Origin of the sequence: Halomonas sp. KM072, from assembly GCF_050710315.1 — a bacterium.
GTDB classification, from domain to species: Bacteria; Pseudomonadota; Gammaproteobacteria; order Pseudomonadales; family Halomonadaceae; genus Vreelandella; species Vreelandella hamiltonii.
Genome location: NZ_CP136132.1, coordinates 2,221,696 through 2,241,297 on the forward strand (window position 1 = coordinate 2,221,696; position 19,602 = coordinate 2,241,297).

General features: G+C 61.3%; 21 protein-coding genes. 9 read left to right on the plus strand and 12 right to left on the minus strand.

Annotation, left to right across the window (positions count from 1 at the left end; translation table 11 throughout):
• Nucleotides 1-30: 30 nt before the first annotated feature.
• Together deoD and cdd are read left to right on the plus strand one after the other, a co-directional pair.
• Nucleotides 31-756, plus strand: coding sequence for a purine-nucleoside phosphorylase (gene deoD / locus RVM26_RS10595; protein WP_058575954.1), 726 nt, complete (start codon nt 31-33; stop codon nt 754-756).
• Between the two features lie 37 nt (nt 757-793).
• Complete coding sequence (gene cdd, locus RVM26_RS10600; RefSeq protein ID WP_062361403.1) at nt 794-1,201, plus strand: cytidine deaminase; 408 nt, start codon at nt 794-796, stop codon at nt 1,199-1,201.
• A gap of 155 nt (nt 1,202-1,356) precedes the next feature.
• On the opposite strand, the gene RVM26_RS10605 is transcribed toward cdd, so the two are convergent.
• From RVM26_RS10605 to RVM26_RS10630, 6 genes are all read right to left on the minus strand, one after another.
• Nucleotides 1,357-2,340 (minus strand): LacI family DNA-binding transcriptional regulator, encoded by a 984-nt coding sequence (locus RVM26_RS10605; RefSeq protein WP_044629005.1) that lies wholly within the window; start codon nt 2,338-2,340, stop codon nt 1,357-1,359.
• Between the two features lie 84 nt (nt 2,341-2,424).
• Nucleotides 2,425-2,667, minus strand: coding sequence for a hypothetical protein (locus RVM26_RS10610; RefSeq protein ID WP_498938538.1), 243 nt, complete (start codon nt 2,665-2,667; stop codon nt 2,425-2,427).
• Nucleotides 2,661-2,828, minus strand: coding sequence for a hypothetical protein (locus RVM26_RS10615; RefSeq protein ID WP_288102446.1), 168 nt, complete (start codon nt 2,826-2,828; stop codon nt 2,661-2,663). The genes RVM26_RS10610 and RVM26_RS10615 overlap by 7 nt, the downstream gene beginning before the upstream one ends.
• Nucleotides 2,829-2,891: 63 nt before the next feature.
• A complete protein-coding gene (locus tag RVM26_RS10620) occupies nt 2,892-3,941 on the minus strand; it encodes a Gfo/Idh/MocA family protein (RefSeq protein ID WP_498938541.1) in 1,050 nt (349 codons plus the stop codon).
• Nucleotides 3,938-4,717, minus strand: a complete 780-nt coding sequence (locus RVM26_RS10625; protein WP_498938543.1) for a ThuA domain-containing protein — start codon at nt 4,715-4,717, stop codon at nt 3,938-3,940. Before RVM26_RS10625 ends, RVM26_RS10620 begins: the two co-directional genes overlap by 4 nt.
• Before the next feature lie 160 nt (nt 4,718-4,877).
• Nucleotides 4,878-6,299: a hypothetical protein gene (locus tag RVM26_RS10630; protein WP_498938544.1), complete on the minus strand. Its 1,422-nt coding sequence runs from the start codon at nt 6,297-6,299 to the stop codon at nt 4,878-4,880.
• Nucleotides 6,300-6,504: 205 nt separating this feature from the next.
• On the opposite strand from RVM26_RS10630, the gene RVM26_RS10635 reads away from it, so the two are divergent.
• Together RVM26_RS10635 and RVM26_RS10640 are read left to right on the plus strand one after the other, a co-directional pair.
• A complete protein-coding gene (locus RVM26_RS10635) occupies nt 6,505-7,512 on the plus strand; it encodes a J domain-containing protein (protein WP_498938546.1) in 1,008 nt (335 codons plus the stop codon).
• An 87-nt stretch (nt 7,513-7,599) separates the two neighbouring features.
• Nucleotides 7,600-8,037, plus strand: coding sequence for a hypothetical protein (locus tag RVM26_RS10640; protein ID WP_039176761.1), 438 nt, complete (start codon nt 7,600-7,602; stop codon nt 8,035-8,037).
• Here RVM26_RS10640 and RVM26_RS10645 read toward each other — a convergent pair.
• Nucleotides 8,005-10,392 carry a mechanosensitive ion channel domain-containing protein gene (locus RVM26_RS10645; protein ID WP_498938548.1) on the minus strand — a complete coding sequence of 796 codons (2,388 nt, stop codon included), beginning with the start codon at nt 10,390-10,392 and terminating at the stop codon, nt 8,005-8,007. The genes RVM26_RS10640 and RVM26_RS10645 overlap by 33 nt on opposite strands.
• Before the next feature lie 109 nt (nt 10,393-10,501).
• On the opposite strand from RVM26_RS10645, the gene RVM26_RS10650 reads away from it, so the two are divergent.
• Together RVM26_RS10650 and RVM26_RS10655 are read left to right on the plus strand one after the other, a co-directional pair.
• Nucleotides 10,502-11,500: an amidoligase family protein gene (locus RVM26_RS10650; protein ID WP_498938550.1), complete on the plus strand. Its 999-nt coding sequence runs from the start codon at nt 10,502-10,504 to the stop codon at nt 11,498-11,500.
• Nucleotides 11,493-12,161 (plus strand): gamma-glutamyl-gamma-aminobutyrate hydrolase family protein, encoded by a 669-nt coding sequence (locus tag RVM26_RS10655; RefSeq protein WP_039177020.1) that lies wholly within the window; start codon nt 11,493-11,495, stop codon nt 12,159-12,161. The genes RVM26_RS10650 and RVM26_RS10655 overlap by 8 nt, the downstream gene beginning before the upstream one ends.
• Here RVM26_RS10655 and tpx read toward each other — a convergent pair.
• The gene (gene tpx, locus RVM26_RS10660; RefSeq protein WP_096922459.1) at nt 12,158-12,661 is read right to left on the minus strand and encodes a thiol peroxidase; all 504 of its coding nucleotides are present in this window, start codon (nt 12,659-12,661) and stop codon (nt 12,158-12,160) included. The two genes, RVM26_RS10655 and tpx, sit on opposite strands and share 4 nt — an antisense overlap.
• A gap of 112 nt (nt 12,662-12,773) precedes the next feature.
• On the opposite strand from tpx, the gene RVM26_RS10665 reads away from it, so the two are divergent.
• Nucleotides 12,774-13,484, plus strand: coding sequence for a type 1 glutamine amidotransferase family protein (locus tag RVM26_RS10665; RefSeq protein ID WP_498938553.1), 711 nt, complete (start codon nt 12,774-12,776; stop codon nt 13,482-13,484).
• On the opposite strand, the gene nfi is transcribed toward RVM26_RS10665, so the two are convergent.
• Nucleotides 13,468-14,202, minus strand: coding sequence for an endonuclease V (gene nfi, locus RVM26_RS10670; protein ID WP_498938555.1), 735 nt, complete (start codon nt 14,200-14,202; stop codon nt 13,468-13,470). The two genes, RVM26_RS10665 and nfi, sit on opposite strands and share 17 nt — an antisense overlap.
• 145 nt (nt 14,203-14,347) lie before the next feature.
• Complete coding sequence (locus RVM26_RS10675) at nt 14,348-16,060, minus strand: DEAD/DEAH box helicase (RefSeq protein WP_016914693.1); 1,713 nt, start codon at nt 16,058-16,060, stop codon at nt 14,348-14,350.
• Nucleotides 16,061-16,567: 507 nt separating this feature from the next.
• Between RVM26_RS10675 and RVM26_RS10680 the strand changes: the two genes are divergently transcribed.
• Together RVM26_RS10680 and RVM26_RS10685 are read left to right on the plus strand one after the other, a co-directional pair.
• The gene (locus tag RVM26_RS10680; RefSeq protein ID WP_096922455.1) at nt 16,568-16,765 is read left to right on the plus strand and encodes a CsbD family protein; all 198 of its coding nucleotides are present in this window, start codon (nt 16,568-16,570) and stop codon (nt 16,763-16,765) included.
• A 98-nt stretch (nt 16,766-16,863) separates the two neighbouring features.
• Nucleotides 16,864-17,343: a PRC-barrel domain-containing protein gene (locus RVM26_RS10685; protein WP_498938558.1), complete on the plus strand. Its 480-nt coding sequence runs from the start codon at nt 16,864-16,866 to the stop codon at nt 17,341-17,343.
• Nucleotides 17,344-17,422: 79 nt separating this feature from the next.
• Here the strand turns inward: RVM26_RS10685 and RVM26_RS10690 are convergent, their stop codons facing one another.
• Both RVM26_RS10690 and RVM26_RS10695 read right to left on the minus strand, forming a co-directional pair.
• A complete protein-coding gene (locus RVM26_RS10690; RefSeq protein ID WP_498938560.1) occupies nt 17,423-18,433 on the minus strand; it encodes a glutathione S-transferase family protein in 1,011 nt (336 codons plus the stop codon).
• 78 nt (nt 18,434-18,511) lie between these two features.
• Entirely contained in the window at nt 18,512-19,432 is a 921-nt protein-coding gene (locus RVM26_RS10695) for a LysR family transcriptional regulator (RefSeq protein WP_039176791.1), read from the minus strand.
• Nucleotides 19,433-19,602 lie beyond the last annotated feature (170 nt).

Sequence of the window (19,602 nt, forward strand, 5' to 3'; positions counted from 1 at the left end):
GGCTACTAACTTCAATCAGAGGAGTTCTCCATGGCTACCCCCCATATCAATGCCGAAAAAGGCGATTTCGCCGATACCGTTCTGATGCCCGGCGACCCGCTGCGCGCCAAGTACATCGCCGACACTTACCTGGAGAACGTGCGCCAGGTGAACGACGTGCGCAATATGTTCGGCTACACCGGCACCTACAAAGGCCGCGAGATTTCCGTCATGGGCCACGGCATGGGTATTCCTTCCGTGTCCATTTACGCCAAAGAGCTGATTACCGATTACGGCGTGAAGTCGATCATTCGCGTGGGCTCCTGCGGCGCGGTACGCGACGATGTCAACGTGCGCGACGTAGTGATTGGGCTGGGTGCCAGCACCGACTCCAAAGTGAACCGCATGCGCTTCAATGACCACGACCTGGCCGCCATTGCCGACTTCGAGCTGGCCAGCCACGCCGTGGCGGCCGCCAAAGCGCAGAACGTCGCCGTGAAAGTCGGCAACATCTTCTCGGCGGACCTGTTCTACAACCCGCAAACCGACATGGCTGAGCTGATGAAGCGCTACGGCATCCTCGGCGTCGAGATGGAAGCCGCAGGCCTGTACGGCGTGGCAGCTGAGTTCGGTGCCCGCGCACTGACCATCTGCACCGTGTCTGACCACATTCTGAAAGGCGACTCGCTCTCCAGCGCCGACCGTCAAACCACCTTCAACGACATGATGGTGATTGCGCTCGACACCGTTCTGCGCGACGACGCTGCCAACGCTTAACCGCTTGGGAACAAGCGCCCACTGAGAGGATAACGCCATGAGCCAAGCGGATCAGGCCCTGGTAGACACGCTGTTGACCACCCTGGGCAACGCCTACGCGCCCTACTCCAACCACCCGGTCGCTGCCGTCATGGAGTGCCCGGATGGTCAGCAGTTTGCCGGTAGTAACGTGGAAGTGGCCCACTACAAAGGGCTATGCGCCGAAGCCTCAGCCATTTCCGCGATGGTCACCGCTGGTCAGCGCAAGCTTGCCAAGGTATACGTCATGGGCCCCGGCGAGCACCTCTGCACGCCCTGCGGCGACTGCCGCCAGCGCATTCGCGAGTTCGCCACCCCCAGCACGCAAATCATGGTGCTCTCCAAGCAGGGTGAGGTGTTGAAAACCTACACCATGGACAGCCTGCTGCCCGATGCCTTTGGGCCGGAGCAGCTGCCGGGGCGTTAGAAGGCCATGATTTACGTTATGAGCGCAGGCCAGACAAGGCGAAATTAACCGAAAAAGCGGAGTTTACAGATAGTAAATGAGCATTTTGATCGGACTCGCGCACGAGGTTAATTTCAACGCAGTATGGACAAGCGTAATAGTAAATCGGGGTCTTCTTAGCTCGTTTCTCGCAACACCAGCGCCACCGGCAGCGACACGTGCCGGGGCGCTTTTCCCGCCAGCGCTTCGCTCAATAGCTCGACACTCATCGCCGCAATGGCCGCAATATCCTGGCGCACGGTGGTTAAGCCTGTAGCTAAGGTAGGCAGGTCGTCAAAGCCGGTAACGGCCACGTCTTCGGGCACACGAATATCGCGATCTTCCAGCGCGGCGACACAGCCGAGCGCCAGCTCGTCGGTAGCGCAGACCAGCGCATCGAACGGTAGTGGATCGTCATGGTTGAGAATACGGTTAAGGTAGCGGTAGCTAGTGAGCGAGTCGGACGTAAACCGATAGGGCAGGCTGAGTAGCTGCTCGCTAAGCGCTGCCTCTGCCATCGCTTGCTGGTAACCGGAAAGGCGGCTGTGGGGGCGCGGTACGTCCAACTCTCCGCCCACAAAGGCAATCCGCGTTCGCCCTTGTTGAATCAGATGCTGAGTGATCTGGTAGAGCCCGGAGACATCGTCCGGAGCCACCGAAAAGCCTTCCCCCGCATTGCCAATTCGTACAAACGGTATGTCCGCCGCGCGCAGTACGCCTGGGCGCTCGTCTTCACCCGTTTCCCCTAGCAAAATCGCCGCGCCCGCCCGTTCTGGCAGCTCATGGGTTTGGTCGTGGTGGAAAAAGATCGGCACCATGCCCTGCTGGTGCAGCGCGACGGTCAGGTGCTGGTAGAGCAGAATATAGTAAGGGCGCAGCTCGATATCTTGCCGCCCAAGGGAGATTCCTACGACGGCGGCTTTGCCGCTGATGAGCTGCCGCGCCGCCGCGCTGGGCTGATAGGCCACTTCGCGGCTGATGGTGAGAATCTTGTCGCGCAGCGCGTCGCTGATCCCCGGCTTGCCGTTCAGCGCCCGGCTTACCGAGGCAATCGAGACCTCGGCACGCCGGGCAATTTCACGAATGGTGGCGGTTTGCGCGCTCGGTTTGTTCTGTTTCATGCCATGCCTCAGCCAGTCGGGCCCTGATTGTACAAAAAGCGGGGCCGAAAAGCGCTGAATACACAGGCTGCCGAGCAATCAGCGCTACCAGCCACGCCGCCCCAGTCGCGCCAGCTCGCTATCCAACTGCTGCACCGCCTGCTCCGGCGTGATACTGCCGGACAGCGCATCGTGCACGCGGTTGAAGATCGCGTTGGAGACCCGCGGATAGGCATCGCCGGTAATGCTGGCCGGGCGCGGCACGCCGTTCATCACCGTCTCATATAGCTCGCCGATAAACGGCTGCGCGGCCAGCAGCCCCGGCCAGACGATATCCACCATCAGCACATCGACATCTTTGGATTGGCTGCCCAGCGCTGGGCAAGCGCCGGGCAGAAATCCGCCGCCCCGCCATCACCACAGGCCACGGTGATCTCGGCGGCCAGAGCAGGCAGTGCGACAGGCAGTAACGTCATCAGCAGCAACGGTGTTTTCAATGTTGAGCGCATCGTGGAATCCTCATCTTGTTATTGGGTGTCTTGCGGTCAGAGATGCTCGATGAAATCTGCTGATCAACTGGCAATTGCCAGGCTGCGGTCCTCCAGGCTGGAAACGAAACAGGCGTCCAGCACGGTTTGAATGGCCGCACCGCGGGCAAAGTCGGGCTGGTCGTTTTCCCCAGTGCGAATGCTCTCGATAAAGCGCTGGTAAATGCTGGGCGTGGGCGGCGCTTTAACGGTGCTCCAGCGGGCAGGATGCACGTCATCGTTCAGGCATACCTGTACGTCGTCTTTAGAGGCATCCAGATCCACACGAATCGCGCCTTTATCGCCGTGAACGCTCAGCGTTAGCGAGTTGTGGTGGCCGGTGGCCCAGCGGGTCGCCTGAATCGTTCCCATGGCGCCGTTGGCAAAGTGCACGCGCATCAGCGCCGTGTCGTTGGCATCCAGCACGTAGTCGCCAATGCGGTTATCCGGCGCTTTGTCGAAGCAGGTGAGTTCGCAGTTGACGCGAGTGATATCGCCCACCGGGAAGCTGGCAAAATCGACGATATGCACGCCCACATCGCCCAGCACGCCTTTGCTGCCGTGGGCTTCCGAGAGCCGCCAGAGCCACTGGCTATCCTCATCCCAGCGGCCCCATGCGTTGCTCACCAGCCAGCTCTGGCGATAGCTGGCATCCACGTGGCGAACGGTGCCGATGGCGCCGCCGGTAATCAGCGCTCGGGCGTGCTGAATGGCGGGGGCGTCCCGGTAGCTCAGGTTGACCATGTTGATGACCTTGGCGGCCTGGGCGGCAGCGACCATCTCATGGGCATCCTCGGCATTGGTGGCCAGGGGCTTTTCACACAGGATGTGTTTACCCGCCGCGATGGCCGCCAGCGACGTGGCCTTGTGCACGCCATCCGGAGTGACATTGTTCACCGCGTGGATATCGTCCCGGGCCAGCATGTCGTCCAGCGACTGGTAAACATCGGCAATGCCATGGCGCTCGGCGAAGGCCTGGGCCTTGGGGAAATCACGGTCGCATACGGCAACCACTTCGACGCCTTCGAGTCGGCCATAGTGCTTGGCGTGCTCCCCCGCCATGCTGCCCGCGCCAATAATCGCGATACGGATCATTTGAAGCCCTCCTCACCGGGTTTGTGCAGGCTTTCGCCCTTGATCTCGACCGGGTTGGGCGCCTGGTCGGCGGGGACGTTGGGGCAGCTATCGATCCAACGGGAGCCTTCCGGCTGCGCCCAGACCACGGCATTTTTGAGCACCCGCTTGACCTGCTCGTCGTAGTAGATCGGGTAGGTTTCGTGGCCGGGACGGAAGTAGAAAATCTTGCCGTTGCCACGCTTGTAGGTCAGGCCGGAGCGGAACACTTCGCCGCCCTCGAAGGCACTGATGAAAATCACTTCGTCCGGGTTGGGTACCGCAAAGGGCTCGCCGTACATTTCGGTATGGGGCAGTTCGATGTAATCGCCTAGCCCTTGCACGATGGGGTGGCCAGGATTCACTACCCAGAGCCGCTCACGCTCACCGGCTTCCCGCCATTTCAGCGAGCAGGTGGTGCCCATCAGCCGTTTGAAGATTTTCGAGTAGTGGCCGGAGTGCAGCACAATCAAGCCCATGCCCTGCAGCACGCGTTTTTGCACCCGATCAACGGTCTCTTCCAGCACGTCGCCGTGGGCGGCGTGGCCCCACCACAGCAGCACGTCGGTATTCTCCAGCGTCTCTTCGCTGAGACCCTGCTCTGCGTCTTGCAGCGTGACGGCGGTGGCGGACAGCGCCTCTGACTCATTCAAACCGTCGGCGATGCACTGGTGCATGCCGGTGGGGTAAATGCGCGCCACTACGTCGTTGGTTTGTTCGTGGACGTTTTCGCCCCACACGGTGACTCGGAGTGTCATGTCGTTCTCCTCAGCATTGAGAGGTACTTGCTCACGGGTGTGAGCGCTGAGGAGAAAAGTAAACGTTTACTCTATTTGAGTAAACGTTTACTTATTGGATTTTAGTCGAACACCACCGACGCGCTGGCGTCAGGTTCTATTGCTGTTCTTCTATTGCTGTTCAGACTGGGGCATCGTCGGGGCGGTTCTCAGCGACGCGCTCGACATCCACGATGCCCGAGCGGCTGACCACGACTTTCCAGCGCGCCAGGTAAGGGGCATCTTCGCTGCCCGTTTCGCGCACCACCAGGTTGAACAGGTGGCGGCGCTCGACGCTTTCCCGCACCGCCTGCCCCTCTTTCAGGCGATAGATATGGTGCTTATCCTTGCTCATCAGGCGGGTCAGCATGGAGAGGTCTATGCTCAGGGTTTCGCGGGTATGCTCATAGCCACTCAAGAAGCGTGTGGGGGACATGCGCGAGCTGGAGCGATAGTGCATGACCACCTCTTCACGCTGGGCCACCGTGCGCCGCCGCATCTGCTGTATGTCCTGGTCGAGGGCGGTATAGCGCTTGTAGTCGAACCATTCGAGCTGCCGTCCGACCAGCGCATTGCGGGTAGGGTCGATGTATTGTCGCCGCCACTTGGGTCGGCCTCTTCTCAGCCATCGCCATAGGGTATTGCGCAGGTCGTCCTTGAACACTTCGCGCATGGCGTAGAGCAGCGCCATGGCCAGCACGAACAGTGCGGTGATGTCGCCAATCACGTCGCGCAGGTGCAGTACCCCCAGCGACACGAAGGCCATGACCACCGCGGTGGCCAGGGCCTTGACGGCTTTCTGTTCGCCGCTACCCAGCTCCAGCGCACGCTGCTTGAGCGTGATCGGGTACTCGATCAGCCGTCGCAGCAGGCGCATCTTGTTGGACATGCGGGTGGGGTCATCGCGTACGCGCTCGGCATTGTACTCCTGCTGCTCGCGGTACTCGCCTTCGCGGTGGCAGATGGTCACCAGGCGTCGTTTGACTTCGCTGAACTCCCCGCCCTTGGGCATGTGGGCCACCAGCGCCAACACCTGCTGCTCGGTGAACCAGGAAAGATAGTTGTCGATGTTGGCAAAGTATTTATAGAGCCGTTCATCGGTGGGCGGGTTACGCCGCAAGCGCTTGAGAATGCCGTCGCTCAGGTCGCTCATCTCGACCAGCTGATCGTAAAGCTCGCTCGCCTTGTCGTGGGTGCTGCTCTTCTCCTCACCCTGCAGGCGGCGCAGTTTACGGGCCGTGGAGAGCATGCCCTGGGTGGTTCGCTCCAGGGCCACCACGTACTGGTACGCATAGAGACTGAGGCTCAAGCGGTAGGAGTCGCTGCCCAGCTGGTTACGGCTGGCCAGGCGGCTATGCACCAGCGGCAGATGGTACTCGTCGCTGTAGTAAGTGCGCGAGACGTTGATGGCAGCGTGATAAAATGCTTCTTCGGAGATGATGTGCGTACTCAGCCCCAGCTCCTGAGGCACGAACAAGTACACATCCAGCGTATGTGAGGTCTCTTCCTTCAGCCGTCGAGACAGGCGCAGTTGGAAGCTATTTTTACGTTCAACGTTGATCACCCTCACTTATCTCCTGCTTTCATGCCAGACTCGATGATATACCATGGTGAGCTCGCGAGTACGGCTGGCAGAGCGTCTGCCAGCGCACCTTGATACCACAAAGCCATACCATCAAGACTGCACCATGAGGACTGTGCCGTGAAGACCGCGCCATGAAGCGCATGGCATGGATCAGCGCTTTACTTCTTCGCCTTGGAGCCCAGGGATGCCCATCGCCCGTTTTTCACCCTTTGAGCTGCTGCTGCTAAAAAGTCGTAGCCAAGTGGATACGGCCACGCTATTGCTGCTTGGCTGGGTGCTCGTGCATCGCCAGCACGTTTCCGAGGGGCAACGCCGACGTCGGCTGGCCCAGGTCAGCGCGCAGTTTCGCCATGGGCACGAGCTGGGCCCGGTCATGAGCATTGCCCATAGCCAGGACCTTCACGCCATTCAACTGGCCGCCGAAGTCGTGCGCAAGGAGTGCTCCAGGGAGCGCAGTCTCAGCGTGATGCATCAAGCCATCACGGTGGCCACCGACGATGGCGAGCTGTCGCTGGCCAATCACTATATCCTGCGCTTTCTGGCCGACCTGCTGAACGTGGTGCCCGCCACCTTGAACACCCTGTTTCAGGAACTGACCGGCAAGCCGCTGCGAGCCCCGGAAGACCCCAGCCGCGATGCCTACTGGCAGGTGCACGACCCGGCGTATTACACCCACAAGGCCGAGCAGGAGGCCCAAGCCGCCGAGCGAGCACAGGCCTCCCAGGCGCAGGCAGAACAGCAGCAGCGTGCCAAGGCTGACAAGCAGCACGCGCGCGCCCAGCGCCAGCAGCAAAAACAGCAGCGCAAGGAGGAAGCGCGTCAGGCCAAGCAACGTGCCGAGCAAGCCCAGGAGCACGCACGTGCAGAGCAGCGCCAGGAGCAGGCTCGCACCGAACAGGCGCGTCGTGAGCACGCCCGCCGACAGCAGGAGCAGGCCCGGGCAGAACAGGCACGCCGCGAGCGTTACCAGCGCGCGACCAATCCTCCGCCCGACCGCACCACCCGAGCGCTGGCCGTGCTGGGGCTGACGCCCGGCGCCAGCAAGACAGAGGTGCGCAAGGCCTATCGACGCATGGCGCAGCTGCATCACCCCGACCGCTTCTATTCGGAAAGTGAACATCAGGTGGCGCTGGCCTCGGCACGTTTTCAGCGCATCAAAAACGCGTATGATTATCTGATGCAAACTTATTAAGCGTCACGGGGCAGCGACGTATGCTGCCCGCCACGCTGAAACCACGACCTTCCACTGTGTCCATTGTGACGAGACCGACGCCGGATTATGCGCGACCTTTATCAACGCCTGAGCCTGCCCCCCAATGCCAATGAGCAGCAGATCGACACCGCCGTGGCGCGCTGCCCCAACAGTGCCCTGCGCCAGGACGCCACCTCGGTACTGACGGTGACCCCGCACCGTGAAACCTACGATGCGCTGCACGGCACCTTGAGCGACATCGGCCGCCTGCGCGCGCGCCTTGGATTGACCCACGGAGCACACTGGCAAGGTGACGTGGCCAATGATTTTTCATTGCCTCCCGACCACGCCATTTCACGCCATGACGAACTGGTCGACCGAGTCAGCCACGCCGTCTCGCTATATAACCGTTGGCGAGGGCTGCGTGGCCCCTGGCTGCTGGTCACGCTATTTGCGCTGGGCACAGGCCTGGGGCTGGCCATTGGCATTGCCCTAAGTCTGGGGCTTGGGCTGGGATCGAGATAGCGGCGGCGCAGTCGTTGAGCCTTCAGGGCGCTGCCGCTCGTCACGGCGGATTTCGGCCTCGGTGGGTCTGGGCGCTGGTTTAGGGGGCTCAGGGGTATGCTGCGGCGCATCCAGGTCGCCCTGCTGGCGGTGCTGCAGCGTCATGTCGGTACCATGGGGCTCGTCGCCACGGGCCTCGGAGCGAGCCTCCATGCGCACGCTGAGCCGCGGTACACCCAAGTCGATTTCCTGGGCTTCCATGCGCTGCTTCAGCAGCAGATTGAAGGCGCGTGACACGTCCCACTGCATTTCAGGAGCGGTGCGGAAGCGCATCCGTAATATCGGGCAGCCATCTTCGAAGGCCTGTACCCCCTGCATCTCCAGCGGCGACCAGATGTAGTGACGCATCATCGGGTCCTTGCGCAATTCCTGAGCCGTTTCCTGCATCAGCGTGATGGCGTCATCGATTTTCATGTCATAAGGAATGCGAATCCGCATCAAGGCAATACCGAACTGGCGCGACATGTTGTGGATCGATTCGATACGACTGAAGGTGATGATGTGCAGCACGCCGTCCAGGTCACGCAGCCTGACCGTCCGCAACGTCAGCCCTTCGACGGTGCCCATGTGCGTATTGATGGTGACGAAGTCATCCACCGCCAGGGAGTCCTCGATGAGGATGAAGATGCCGGTGATCAAATCCTGCACCAATGTTTGCGCGCCAAACCCCACCGCCAGGCCGATCACACCGGCACCGGCCAGCAGCGGCGTGACGTTGACCCCAAGGTTGGCCAAGCCAGCAATCACCGCAATGATCAGGATGGTGACAAAAATCACGTTACGGATCATCGGCGTGATGGTTTGCGCGCGGGCCTGGTTGACGCGCCGACCCCGTGACCGCGCGGAGGAGGTCAGCGCCCGCTGAATGGCGGTATCGGCAAAAATCCACACCAGCCATGCCAACAGCACAGTGGCCCCCAGGCTGACCAGCGCCTGACCAATACGCGCACTGGCCACTCCCTGTTGCCCCAAACCAAACAGCGAACCGCCCCACACCTGCATCGAAAGCTCGGCAAAAACCATCCAGACGCTCAGATGCGCCAGTACGAAGCCAAAGCGCTCCAGTCGCTTGCGATATTGGCTAAAGCGGCGGCGATGGCGCCGCTTGCCCAAACGCTCTTCCTGACGACGCAGCAGCCCGGTAATCACCAGGGTCAACACCAGCAGGCTAGCCGACACGATCGAACGAGCCAGCGCGGTCCCCACGTCGCCCACGGTAACGAACATCGCCAGCAGCGAGCCGCCCACCATCAGCAGGGCAGGAATGTGCCATAGCCCGCCCAGCGCGCGAACCAACTCCACGGCCGTGCTGGCGTCACGGCGCTGTTTGTAAGGCCGATTACAGATGAGATGACGAATGGGACGCTGAAACTTGAAAATGAAACGCGCCGACAGCAGCGCTGCCAGCATGTTGGCCAGCACGGACACCAGCCCCGACAGATCGGTCCCCAGCAGCTCCATCAGGCGGGTAGAGTTGACGGCGTCGCCCAAGGCAATCAGCGCGCCGATGACGAACAGCCCCCGCAACGCCTTGTGCTGTAATACTTGCACGGCGGTAAAACGATGCCCGCGACTGAAGAACGCTATCACCGTTTCGAACACCACCGACAGCGCTCGACCACACAGGCAGATATAGGCCACCACCAGCACCAGGGCGCGGCCGGGGCTGTAAGGCAGCAGCTGGCCGACTCCTAGTGTAATGACGAAAGCCAGCGCCCAGGGCAGCATGCGCCGCAAGAAGTGGACCGCCAACAGCCAGGCCTTGGGGTCCCGGGGCAGGTCCAGCGGCCAATGACGCCGCTTGGCCACGACGCGACCAAAGGCAATCATCGCCACCAGCAGGCCACTCCAGATAACGGCCAGCAGGGCACCTTCTGCCACGGCTCGGACAGCATCCCGCTGCTCGGCCCCGGCATTCAGAGCGCGCAGATCCTCGACGCCCTGGACCAGTTGCCGTGACCACTCGTCGATGGGCGAATCTCCGGCCTGGGCCTGTTCACCGATGTCGGAAAGCGTATCAGCCAAGGCGCCCAGCAGCCCTTGGCGCACCACGCCGTCGTCTTCCACGGCCTCGGTACTCAGCTGCAGCTCACGCAGCGAGTCCAGCAGCGCACGGCGCTGATCCTCGCTTTCGAGCATGCCAATGACGTCGCTCAAGGAGCGCTGGAAATTTTCGCTGGTGACGTCCGGCTGCTCTTCGCTGTCACTACTGCCCCCCAGCGTGGGAAGCGAGACGCTCTGGGCGTTTGCGGTGACGCTGATCATCAGGCTGAGTAGCGCCCCTAGAACGATGCTGGTTATCCAGTGCTGTCGCACGCGTGACTCCCGTGGAAAGTGACTGTTGAATCGTGTCCTTCTCTTGCTCAGCCTAAGCGTGTGATTATGATAGGCTAAACGTACAAACGTTCACCTCCAGGACATCGAGATGACGCTGCAGGCTCCTCCCCAACGCTTGAACCCGGACGGCCAGACCCGACGCGTAGGCGTCGAAATCGAGTTTGCCGGGCTCCCCCCTCGCGAGACGGCCGAGGTGGTGCAGGCACTGTTTGGTGGTGAGCTTAACGTGGTCAGCCCCCATCGGCTACAGGTGGCCGACACACGCTGGGGAGCGTTCGAGATCGAACTGGATACTCAATACGCCCATCCAGACCAGACGTTGTTGGACGCACAGCAGGACAGTGACAGCGAGTGGGCTCGCCAACAGCATCAGCGACGGCTGGAATTTCACCAAAAGACCCGTGAACTGATCGGTGACATGGTGACCGGCCTGGTGCCCACCGAAATCGTCTGCCCTCCCATCCCCTGGGAAGAGCTCGAAGCGCTGGACACCTTGTTCGACACCTTGCGGGAAAAAGGCGCCAAAGGCACCGATGCCAGCCTGCTGTACGGCTTCGGCCTGCACCTGAACCCTGAGATCGAGCGCGGCGAGGTCGATTACCTGCTCGACATGCTACGCGCCTACCTGCTGCTGGCCAGTTGGCTACGCCAGGAAATCAAGGTGGATATCACCCGAGAGATGCTGCCGCACGCCAACCCGTTTCCCAAGGAGTACGCCCGCAAGGTGCTGGATCTGCGTTACCAGCCGGATCTCGACACCTTCATCGACGACTACCTGGCCGATAACCCTACCCGTAACCGCGAGCTGGACCTGCTGCCGCTGTTTGCCCACCTGCGCCCAGAGCACCCTCATCCGCTACTGCACGGCCAGTTGACCAAGCCGCGGCCCACCTTCCATTATCGGTTGCCCAATGCGCAGCTGTCGCAGCCGGGCTGGGGCAGCGTGATGGAGTGGAACCGCTGGGTGGAGGTAGAGAAGCTGGCCCACGATCAGGACAACCTTCACGCCCGCTGCCAGGAGTACATGGTCGAACAGCGCCAGCCCTGGTGGCAGCGCCTCAAGCGCAGACTGTTTGGCCATGCCTAGACCCCTGATCGGCATCACGACCTCGGATTACAAAAGCCAGCTTGCCTGGTGCTTCGACTGGTTTGCCGTCTGGCGTCACGGCGGCAGGCCGCTACGCCTTTCCCCTTCCCGCCCTTTGCCGGAGCATCTGGACGGCCTGATCATTGGCGGCGGGGACGACATTCAAGCCCACCTGTACGGCGGCGAAGTCCAGCTGGACGTGCGCCTGGACCCGGCTCGTGACGAGCTGGAACTCGACCTGCTGAAGCGCTTCATACCTCGCCATACGCCAGTACTGGGCATCTGCCGAGGTGCGCAGTTGATCAACGTGCATCTGGGCGGCAGCCTGGACCCCGACATTTACACCACCCACGAAGGCTTGAAGCGCCGCCGCACGGTACTGCCCCGCAAAACCGTCGACATCGTGGGCGACAGCCAGCTCTATCGCTTGCTGGGAGTGACCTGGTGTCGCGTGAATAGCCTTCATCATCAGGCGGTCAATCGGGCAGGCAAGGGCATTCGTATCGTGGCGCGTGACCGCGATGGGCTGGTGCAGGGCATCGAGTCCACGGAGCATGCGTTCCTGATAGGCGTTCAGTGGCACCCGGAGTGGCTGATTTTCAACCGCCCCCAGCAGCGTTTGATACGTGCGCTGGTGAAGGCGGCCAAGGCGCCCCGCTAGCCTTTCAGTGCAGCCAATGCCGCGTCGTAATCAGGCTCGTTCTTCAACTCGCTGACCAGCTCGCTGTGCAGCACCCGATCCTCGGCATCCAGCACCACCACGGCACGAGCGCAGAGCCCTTCCATGTTGCTGTTGCATAGCGCCACGCCCCAGTCCTGCTGAAATTCGCGGTGGCGGAACGTCGAGAGCGTCTCCACGTTGTCCAGCCCTTCGGCACCGCAAAAACGCTTGGCCGCAAACGGCAAGTCGGCAGACACCACCAGCACCACGGTGTTGTCCAGCGACGAGGCCAGTTCATTGAAGCGTCGCGTCGACGTTGCACAGGTAGGCGTATCGACGCTGGGGATGATGTTCAGCACCTTACGCTTGCCTGCATAGGTCGCCAGGGTAACGTCTTCCAGGCTGCCGTTGGTGAGCGTCATGGCCGGTGCATCCTGCCCCACCGCCGGTAAGGTGCCCGCCACATCCATGGGTTGACCTGCCCGCGTAATCTGTTGCATATCAAGCTCCTAATGTATGGTAAAAGGGGAATGACGATCAGTGGCCCAGCTTACCGTGGAACTCCCTGATTCGGCTATCCCTCATCCATCGCGACACGCTAGCGAGAACACCATGGCCTCTGTAGTCATTATCAAAACCGGCGACGCCTTCCCCGAAGTGGTGGATCAGCACGGAGACTTCGAACAGCTGTTCATCGACCAGGTGCAGGACGCCCTGCCCGACCACCTGACCCTCGACGTATGGGATGCACGCCTCACCAGCCAGCCGCCGGAGGATATCGTGGCAGCCATCATTACCGGCTCCCACAGCATGGTCAGTGAGCAGCTCCCCTGGAGCGAGGCGCTGAAGCCCTGGTTACAGCAGGCACTGGCGGACGACCTGCCGCTGCTAGGCGTATGCTACGGCCACCAGCTGATGGCCGCTGCATTTGGCGGTGTGAGTGATTACCACCCGGCGGGGCGTGAATCCGGCACACGCAGCGTGCGCCTGACCCAGGCAGGTCGCCAGGACCCGCTGTTCGGGCAACTCCCGGAGTGTTTCGTGGCCCACTTGACCCATGCCCAGGCGGTCATGCAGCTTCCCCCCGACACCAGCATCCTGGCGCACAATTGCCACGATGCCCACCAGGCGCTGCGCTATGGGCCACGCCAGTGGAGCGTTCAGTTCCATCCCGAGTTTTCACCGCCGGTGATGCGCGCTTATATCGAACGCCAGCGCGCTGCCTTGCGCGACCAGGGTGAAGACCCGGATCAACTGCTGCAAGACATCGCGGAGACCCCCGACGCCACGCGCCTGCTGACCCGTTTCATCGCGATGCTGTAGTGCGCGTTTGCGTTGCTGTCGTTCGCTTTTGGTCGCGCCGCGATGCCAGCCGGTCGGCCAGGCGGGTTGGCTCTGGCAGCTTGGTCTTGCCCAGGCAGCGCATGACCCAGTCCAGCGAAGTCGCCAGCGACAGCCGATGCCCCGGAGACACGAACACTGGCTTGACCTGAGCACGGGAGCGCAGCACGGCACCGATCACTTCCTGCCCGGCCATGAGCGGCACCCAATCGCCTCGGGCCTCTCCCACGTCAGCATGGCGCCCAGTGAGTCGCGACTTGGCAATCCCGATGGTCGGCAGGTCCAGCCACAGCCCCAAGTGCGCTGCCACGCCCAGCCGCCGAGGGTGAGCGATGCCCTGCCCATCCACCATGACCAGCTGCGGGCGTGTTTTCAATTTGGCAAAGGCTCCCAGCGCCGCCGGAATTTCCCGAAACGACAGCAGGCCCGGGATGTAGGGCATGCGCGTGGGTTCCCGGTGAATCACCTGCTCCACCACAGTCAGTGGCGGCGTCAGCTGCGGCGCCTGCTCCGGCGACCACGCCAGCACGACCACCGCCGCCCGGGTAATGCTTCCTTCTTCTTCGAAACCGATGTCGACCCCCGCGATGTGCGTCACGGGGTCGATACGGTCGTCGGCTTCCAATTGCTTGGCAAGCTGGGACTGGAGTGTGATGGCCTGCTTGGGAGTCAGGCTCCAATCGTGTAATGCGGCGTCCATGCGGCCTCCTTGCGGGTGATTCGAGGTTGGCGCCCAGCAGACGCTGAGCCACCAGGATGACGTTCAGGATAGCCAAAAAAAATCCCCCCATGCCAAGGGCATGGGGGGATGGTAGCCAGGGCGACATCAGTCGCCCGGCAGGCGTTTACGCACGTTCGCGACGGCGAACCGGCGCATCGCCATCGTCACGACGACGGCGCGGTGCACGCTCGGGCGCACGGTCTTCGCTGATTTCCAGCGGGCGACCGGCCACACGGGCACGTGCCATCTTGGCCAGAATGGTAGACGGCAGGCCGCTGGGCAGCTCGACCACCGAGAAGGCGTTGCGAATATCGATGCGGCCGATACGGGCACCTTCGATACCGCCTTCATTGGCCAACGCGCCAACCAACTGGCCAGGCTTGACGCCATCTTTATGGCCTACCGATACACGGTAGCGGGTCATGCCTTCGCTGGGCGCACTGGAGCGCTCGCGGCGAGCACCAGCTGGTTTGCCGGGTGCACCCTCACGCGGAGCACGCTCTTTGCGCGGTGCTTGCAGACGGCCAATCGGCGCTTCGTCGGCGCGGGCCATGGCGGCAAACGCGCAGGCCAGCTCAACGGCATCGTGACCCTCTTCCACCAGACGCTCGACCAGGGCACGCTGCTCTTCTGCACCTTTCGTCAGCGCGGCAACAACGCGATGATGGAACACTTCATCACGGTGGGCGCGAATAGCGGCTTCGTCAGGCAGCGGCATTTCGGTCATTTTCTGACCCGTTGCCTGCTCCATCCAGCCTACCTTGCGGCCTTCACGGAAGCCCGCGAAGGTGATCGCGATACCGCTGCGGCCCGCACGGCCAGTACGACCGATACGGTGCGTATAGGCTTCGGCGTCCTGGGGAAGGTCGTAGTTCACCACGTGGGTGATACGCGGAACGTCCAGACCACGAGCGGCGACGTCGGTCGCGATCAGGACATCGACCTTGCCACGCTTCAGGCGGGTGATGGTGCGCTCACGCAGGCTCTGGTCCAGGTCACCCGACAGGCCAGCGGCGTTGACGCCACGAGCAGTCAACTGCTCGACCAGCGTGGTACAGGCCGCACGGGTGCGCACGAAAACGATCGCCGCGTCGACCGGCTCGACTTCGAGAATGCGCGCCAGCGCTTCCAGCTTGGCACCACCGTCCACACGCACCAGGCGCTGTTCGATGTTTTCTCCCGTCGTGGTGCGCGATTCGATCGCCACCTTGACCGGGTTGACCAGATAGCGATTGACGATGCGCTCGATTTCAGACGGCAGCGTGGCCGAGAAGAACACGCGCTGGGCATCTTTCGGGGTATCGGCAACCACGCGTTTTACGTCGTCGATAAAGCCCATGCGCAGCATTTCGTCAGCTTCGTCCAGCACCAAAGCAGACAAACCGTCCAGCTTCAGGCTGCCGCGATCCAGGTGGTCGATGATACGACCGGGCGTACCGACCACGACCTGAGCGCCGCGCTTCAAGGCGCCCAGCTGCTCACGGTACTCTTGACCACCACACAGGGTCGCCACTTCGAGCCCCTGCAGGTTTTGACCATACTTGCTAAAGGAAACCGCAACCTGCTGAGCAAGTTCGCGGGTAGGCGCCAGCACCAGTACCTGGGGCTCGCGACGCTGCATGTCGAGACGCGACAGCAGCGGCAGTGCAAAGGCAGCCGTTTTACCGGTACCCGTTTGTGCCTGACCCAGCATATCGCGGCCTTCCAGCAATGCTGGAATGGTCTGCGCCTGGATGGGCGAAGGAGTTTCGTAGCCCTGCGCTTCTACAGCAGACAGAACGGCAGGCAAAAGAGCCAGATCACCGAAGCTCGGCGAGGTGACAGAAATCGAGGTCATTAATCACACCTTGGTAGGCCGGTATCACCGGCAAAAAACATCGTAAGCGTCTCTGACTCTGTCATATGCCGCACGTCACGGTGCGCAGCAAAAGAACAAGGCTCCGCATAGCGGATATCGTCATCAGTGGAGTCGGAGACGCCGGTCGCACCTGGCATTCGGCTGGCAGTACCGCACGCTGCGGGCCAACCGCTGTGGCGACCTTACTGCGCCGATTTCACCCGTCTGGTGAAATGCTGGAGGCGCGCCATCTTCACAGCAATGAACATCCAGTCGAGGGGATGTTCCTGCAAACGTTCTGCTCAGTGCCACAAGGCCACCGAATCAACGCTTGCCGTCGTGATGGAGGGGTCAACACATGCGAGGAGCGCGCATCCTACCACCCCACTGGTGAGCTGACCAGCTTTTTTAATTTAACCAAGATCATCCTGAAGCTTGCACTTGTTCACTATTGGTCTAACCTGAGAGGTGCCTCACGCTGTTCACGAACTTCAAGGAGTGATGCATATGAACTGGGATCAGATCGAAGGCAAATGGACCGAAGTAAAAGGCAAGGCGCGCTCCAGCTGGGGCGAATTGACCGATGATGAGCTGACGCAAATCGGCGGCAAGAAAGACCAGCTCGTGGGCAAGCTTCAGCAGAAATACGGGCTGGCCCGTGAAGAAGCCGAGCGCCGTGCAGACGAGTGGGCCGACGGCCTCTGATCGTTTCGGCATTGGCGCTGTACAGGCAGGCCAATGCGTATCCATTTTCCTATAGATGACTATTTTTGGCTGATTCAACAGCGATATGGAGAGAAGCTATGCGTAAATCACTACTGACAACGGCTATCGGCACGGTACTTCTGGGCAGCATGGCAATGGGCGCCCACGCACAGACCGAGCCACAGGGCATGTATTCAGCCGAAGACATTCTGGATGCTGACGTCTACTTCGCGGGCGGTTCCGGCGAAGAGATCGGTGAGGTGGAAAACATTCTTTTCGATGAGGAAATGCGCATCACTGCACTCGTCATCGAAAGTGGTGCCGTACTGGGCCTGGGCGGACGTGAAATCGTTGTCGGCACCGACCACTTCACGCTGGAAACCCACACCGAAGCGGATGGCGATACCGAGCACCGGATCATGCTCCAAGCCACGTCTGAAGAAGTGGAAGCCTTTCCTACTTACAACCACGACTGGTGGGAACAAACCAAGGCAGGCGCACGCGATGCCTGGGAAACCACGCGTGATGGCGCGCAAAGTGCCTGGCAGTCCGCCCGTGACGCCGTCAGCTCCGACTGATACGTTTGCTGTTTAGCGACACACAGGTACGCAATGGCCACCCAACCGGGTGGCCATTTTCATGGATGGCCGCATTGATTCAGCGACGGCGCACTCCTTGCCCCGGTAGACGTTCACGGTCATGCGGGCGCTGAAAGTCCAACGCTGGCCCGGCGGGCACGATACGAGTCGGGTTGATGGTGTCGTGACTGTAATAGTAGTGGCGCTTGATGTGGTCCAGGTTGACGGTGTCGGCAATGCCCGGCCACTGATAGAGCTCACGCACGTAGTTGGACAGGTTCGGATAATCCTCGATACGTTTGAAATTGCACTTGAAGTGGCCGTAGTAGACCGCGTCGAAACGCACCAGCGTGGTAAACAGGCGAATATCGGCCTCGGTCAGCCATTCTCCCGCCAGGTAACGCTGCTCTCCCAGGCGCTTTTCCATGCGGTCCAGCGCGTCGAACAGCGCAGTGACATGCTTCTCGTACACCTTCTGCTCAGTGGCAAAGCCTGACTTGTAAACCCCGTTGTTGATGTGGTCGTACACATCGGCGTTGACCTCATCGATGACAGCACGCAGGTCGGAGGGATAGAAATCCAGCGTATTGCCGGTCAGCTCGTCAAAGACATGGTTGAAGATGCGCAGGAGTTCAGCCGACTCATTATTGACGATGGCGCTGCGCTGCTTGTCCCACAGCACCGGTACGGTCACTCGCCCCGTGTACTGCGCGTCGGTCATGGTATAGAGCTGGTGATGAAACTCGACGTGATTGATCGGGTCGCCGCTGGAGCCCTCGTCCTGGTGATAGGTCCAGCCCTTGTCCAGCATGAGCGGGCTGACATGGGAGACGCCGATCAGGGGCTCCAGGCCTTTCAGTTGACGCATGATCAATACGCGGTGTGCCCAGGGGCATGCCAGGGAGATATAAAGGTGGTAACGATCCGCCTCGGCAGGATAGCGCTGGGCCTCGCCCTCCAGCACGCTGCCACTGTCGGCAGGATTTCCTACCCAGTGACGCAGCTGTGCCGATTCACGGACGAATTCCCCGCCGTGCTTTTTGGTGTCGTACCACTGATCGACCCACTCGCCGTTGACCAATAACCCCATGGCGTTTCTCCCGTTACGAACGTATGAAATGGCATGTTTACAGCATACGCTCGACGAGTGAGGGCTCAAGCGGATGTTTTACCGCCTTTCATTCGAGGGAATCGAATGTTGGCTGCACGTCTCCTTGACGGACTGCCTCAACGCAGCGGCCATGGCATGAGCCGCAGGCCCTGCGCGGTCACGATCACGGAAGATAAGCTGCACCGGCACTTCCCGCACGCCTCCTGCACTCAGCGGCAGCGGCTTCAGCGCACCACTGGTCAGCTCTTCGAGGATACGCGTTTCGGGTATCCAGGCGAACCCCAGCCCTCGCTTGAGCATGTCCAATGACGTGCCCACATGGCTGACCGTCCAACGCTGCTCGGCCTTTAGCCAGCCGGCATTGGTGGACTGACGCAGCGCCGAGTCACGCACTACCAGCTGGCGATGCTGGGCCAGGTCACGCAGATCCAGCGCGCGCCCCAACTGATGCAGCGGGTGGCGCGGATGAGCGACCGCCACAAAGCGCACATTGACCAGCGGCTCGCCGAGAAACCCCTGGGCTTCGATGGCGGTGACCACCAGGTCGGCACGTCCGTCATAGAGCATTTCGGTGCCGCCATTGAGCACGCTCTCATGCAGCTGTACGCGCACTTGAGGATACGTTTCCGAAAAGCGCTCCAGCGCCCTGGCCTGGGCCGCTGCGGGAAAGATCTGATCGATGGCGACGACGATTTCCGCTTCCAGGCCTGCGGCCAAACGCGAGGCCACGTCCTCCAGCGACGCCGCACTCTCGATCAATTGTCGCGCACGGCGCAGCAACAGTTCGCCGGCTTCCGTCAGCCGCACTTGCCGCCCCACGGGCTCCAGCACCTGGATACCCAGCTGCTCTTCCAATTTGTGTACCGCATGGTTGAGCGTAGAGGGGCTTTTATGGATCGCCTCTGCCGCCCTTGCAAAGCCACCGTGGTCGACCACGGCGGCGAGCATCTGCCACTGTGCAAGTGTTACCCGAGACATTTCGATTTCCTCGACGCTAAACAGCGAAACAAACCGCTTCACCTTCGAAAAAACAACACATAGGATGCCAGTAAAACGTCGAGAGTACGTGGCCTGACAGCAAATTTTGCACCAAGGGCTAATACGCGGGCTCACAGGAACATCGCTATGTTTCAAAAAACATACACACA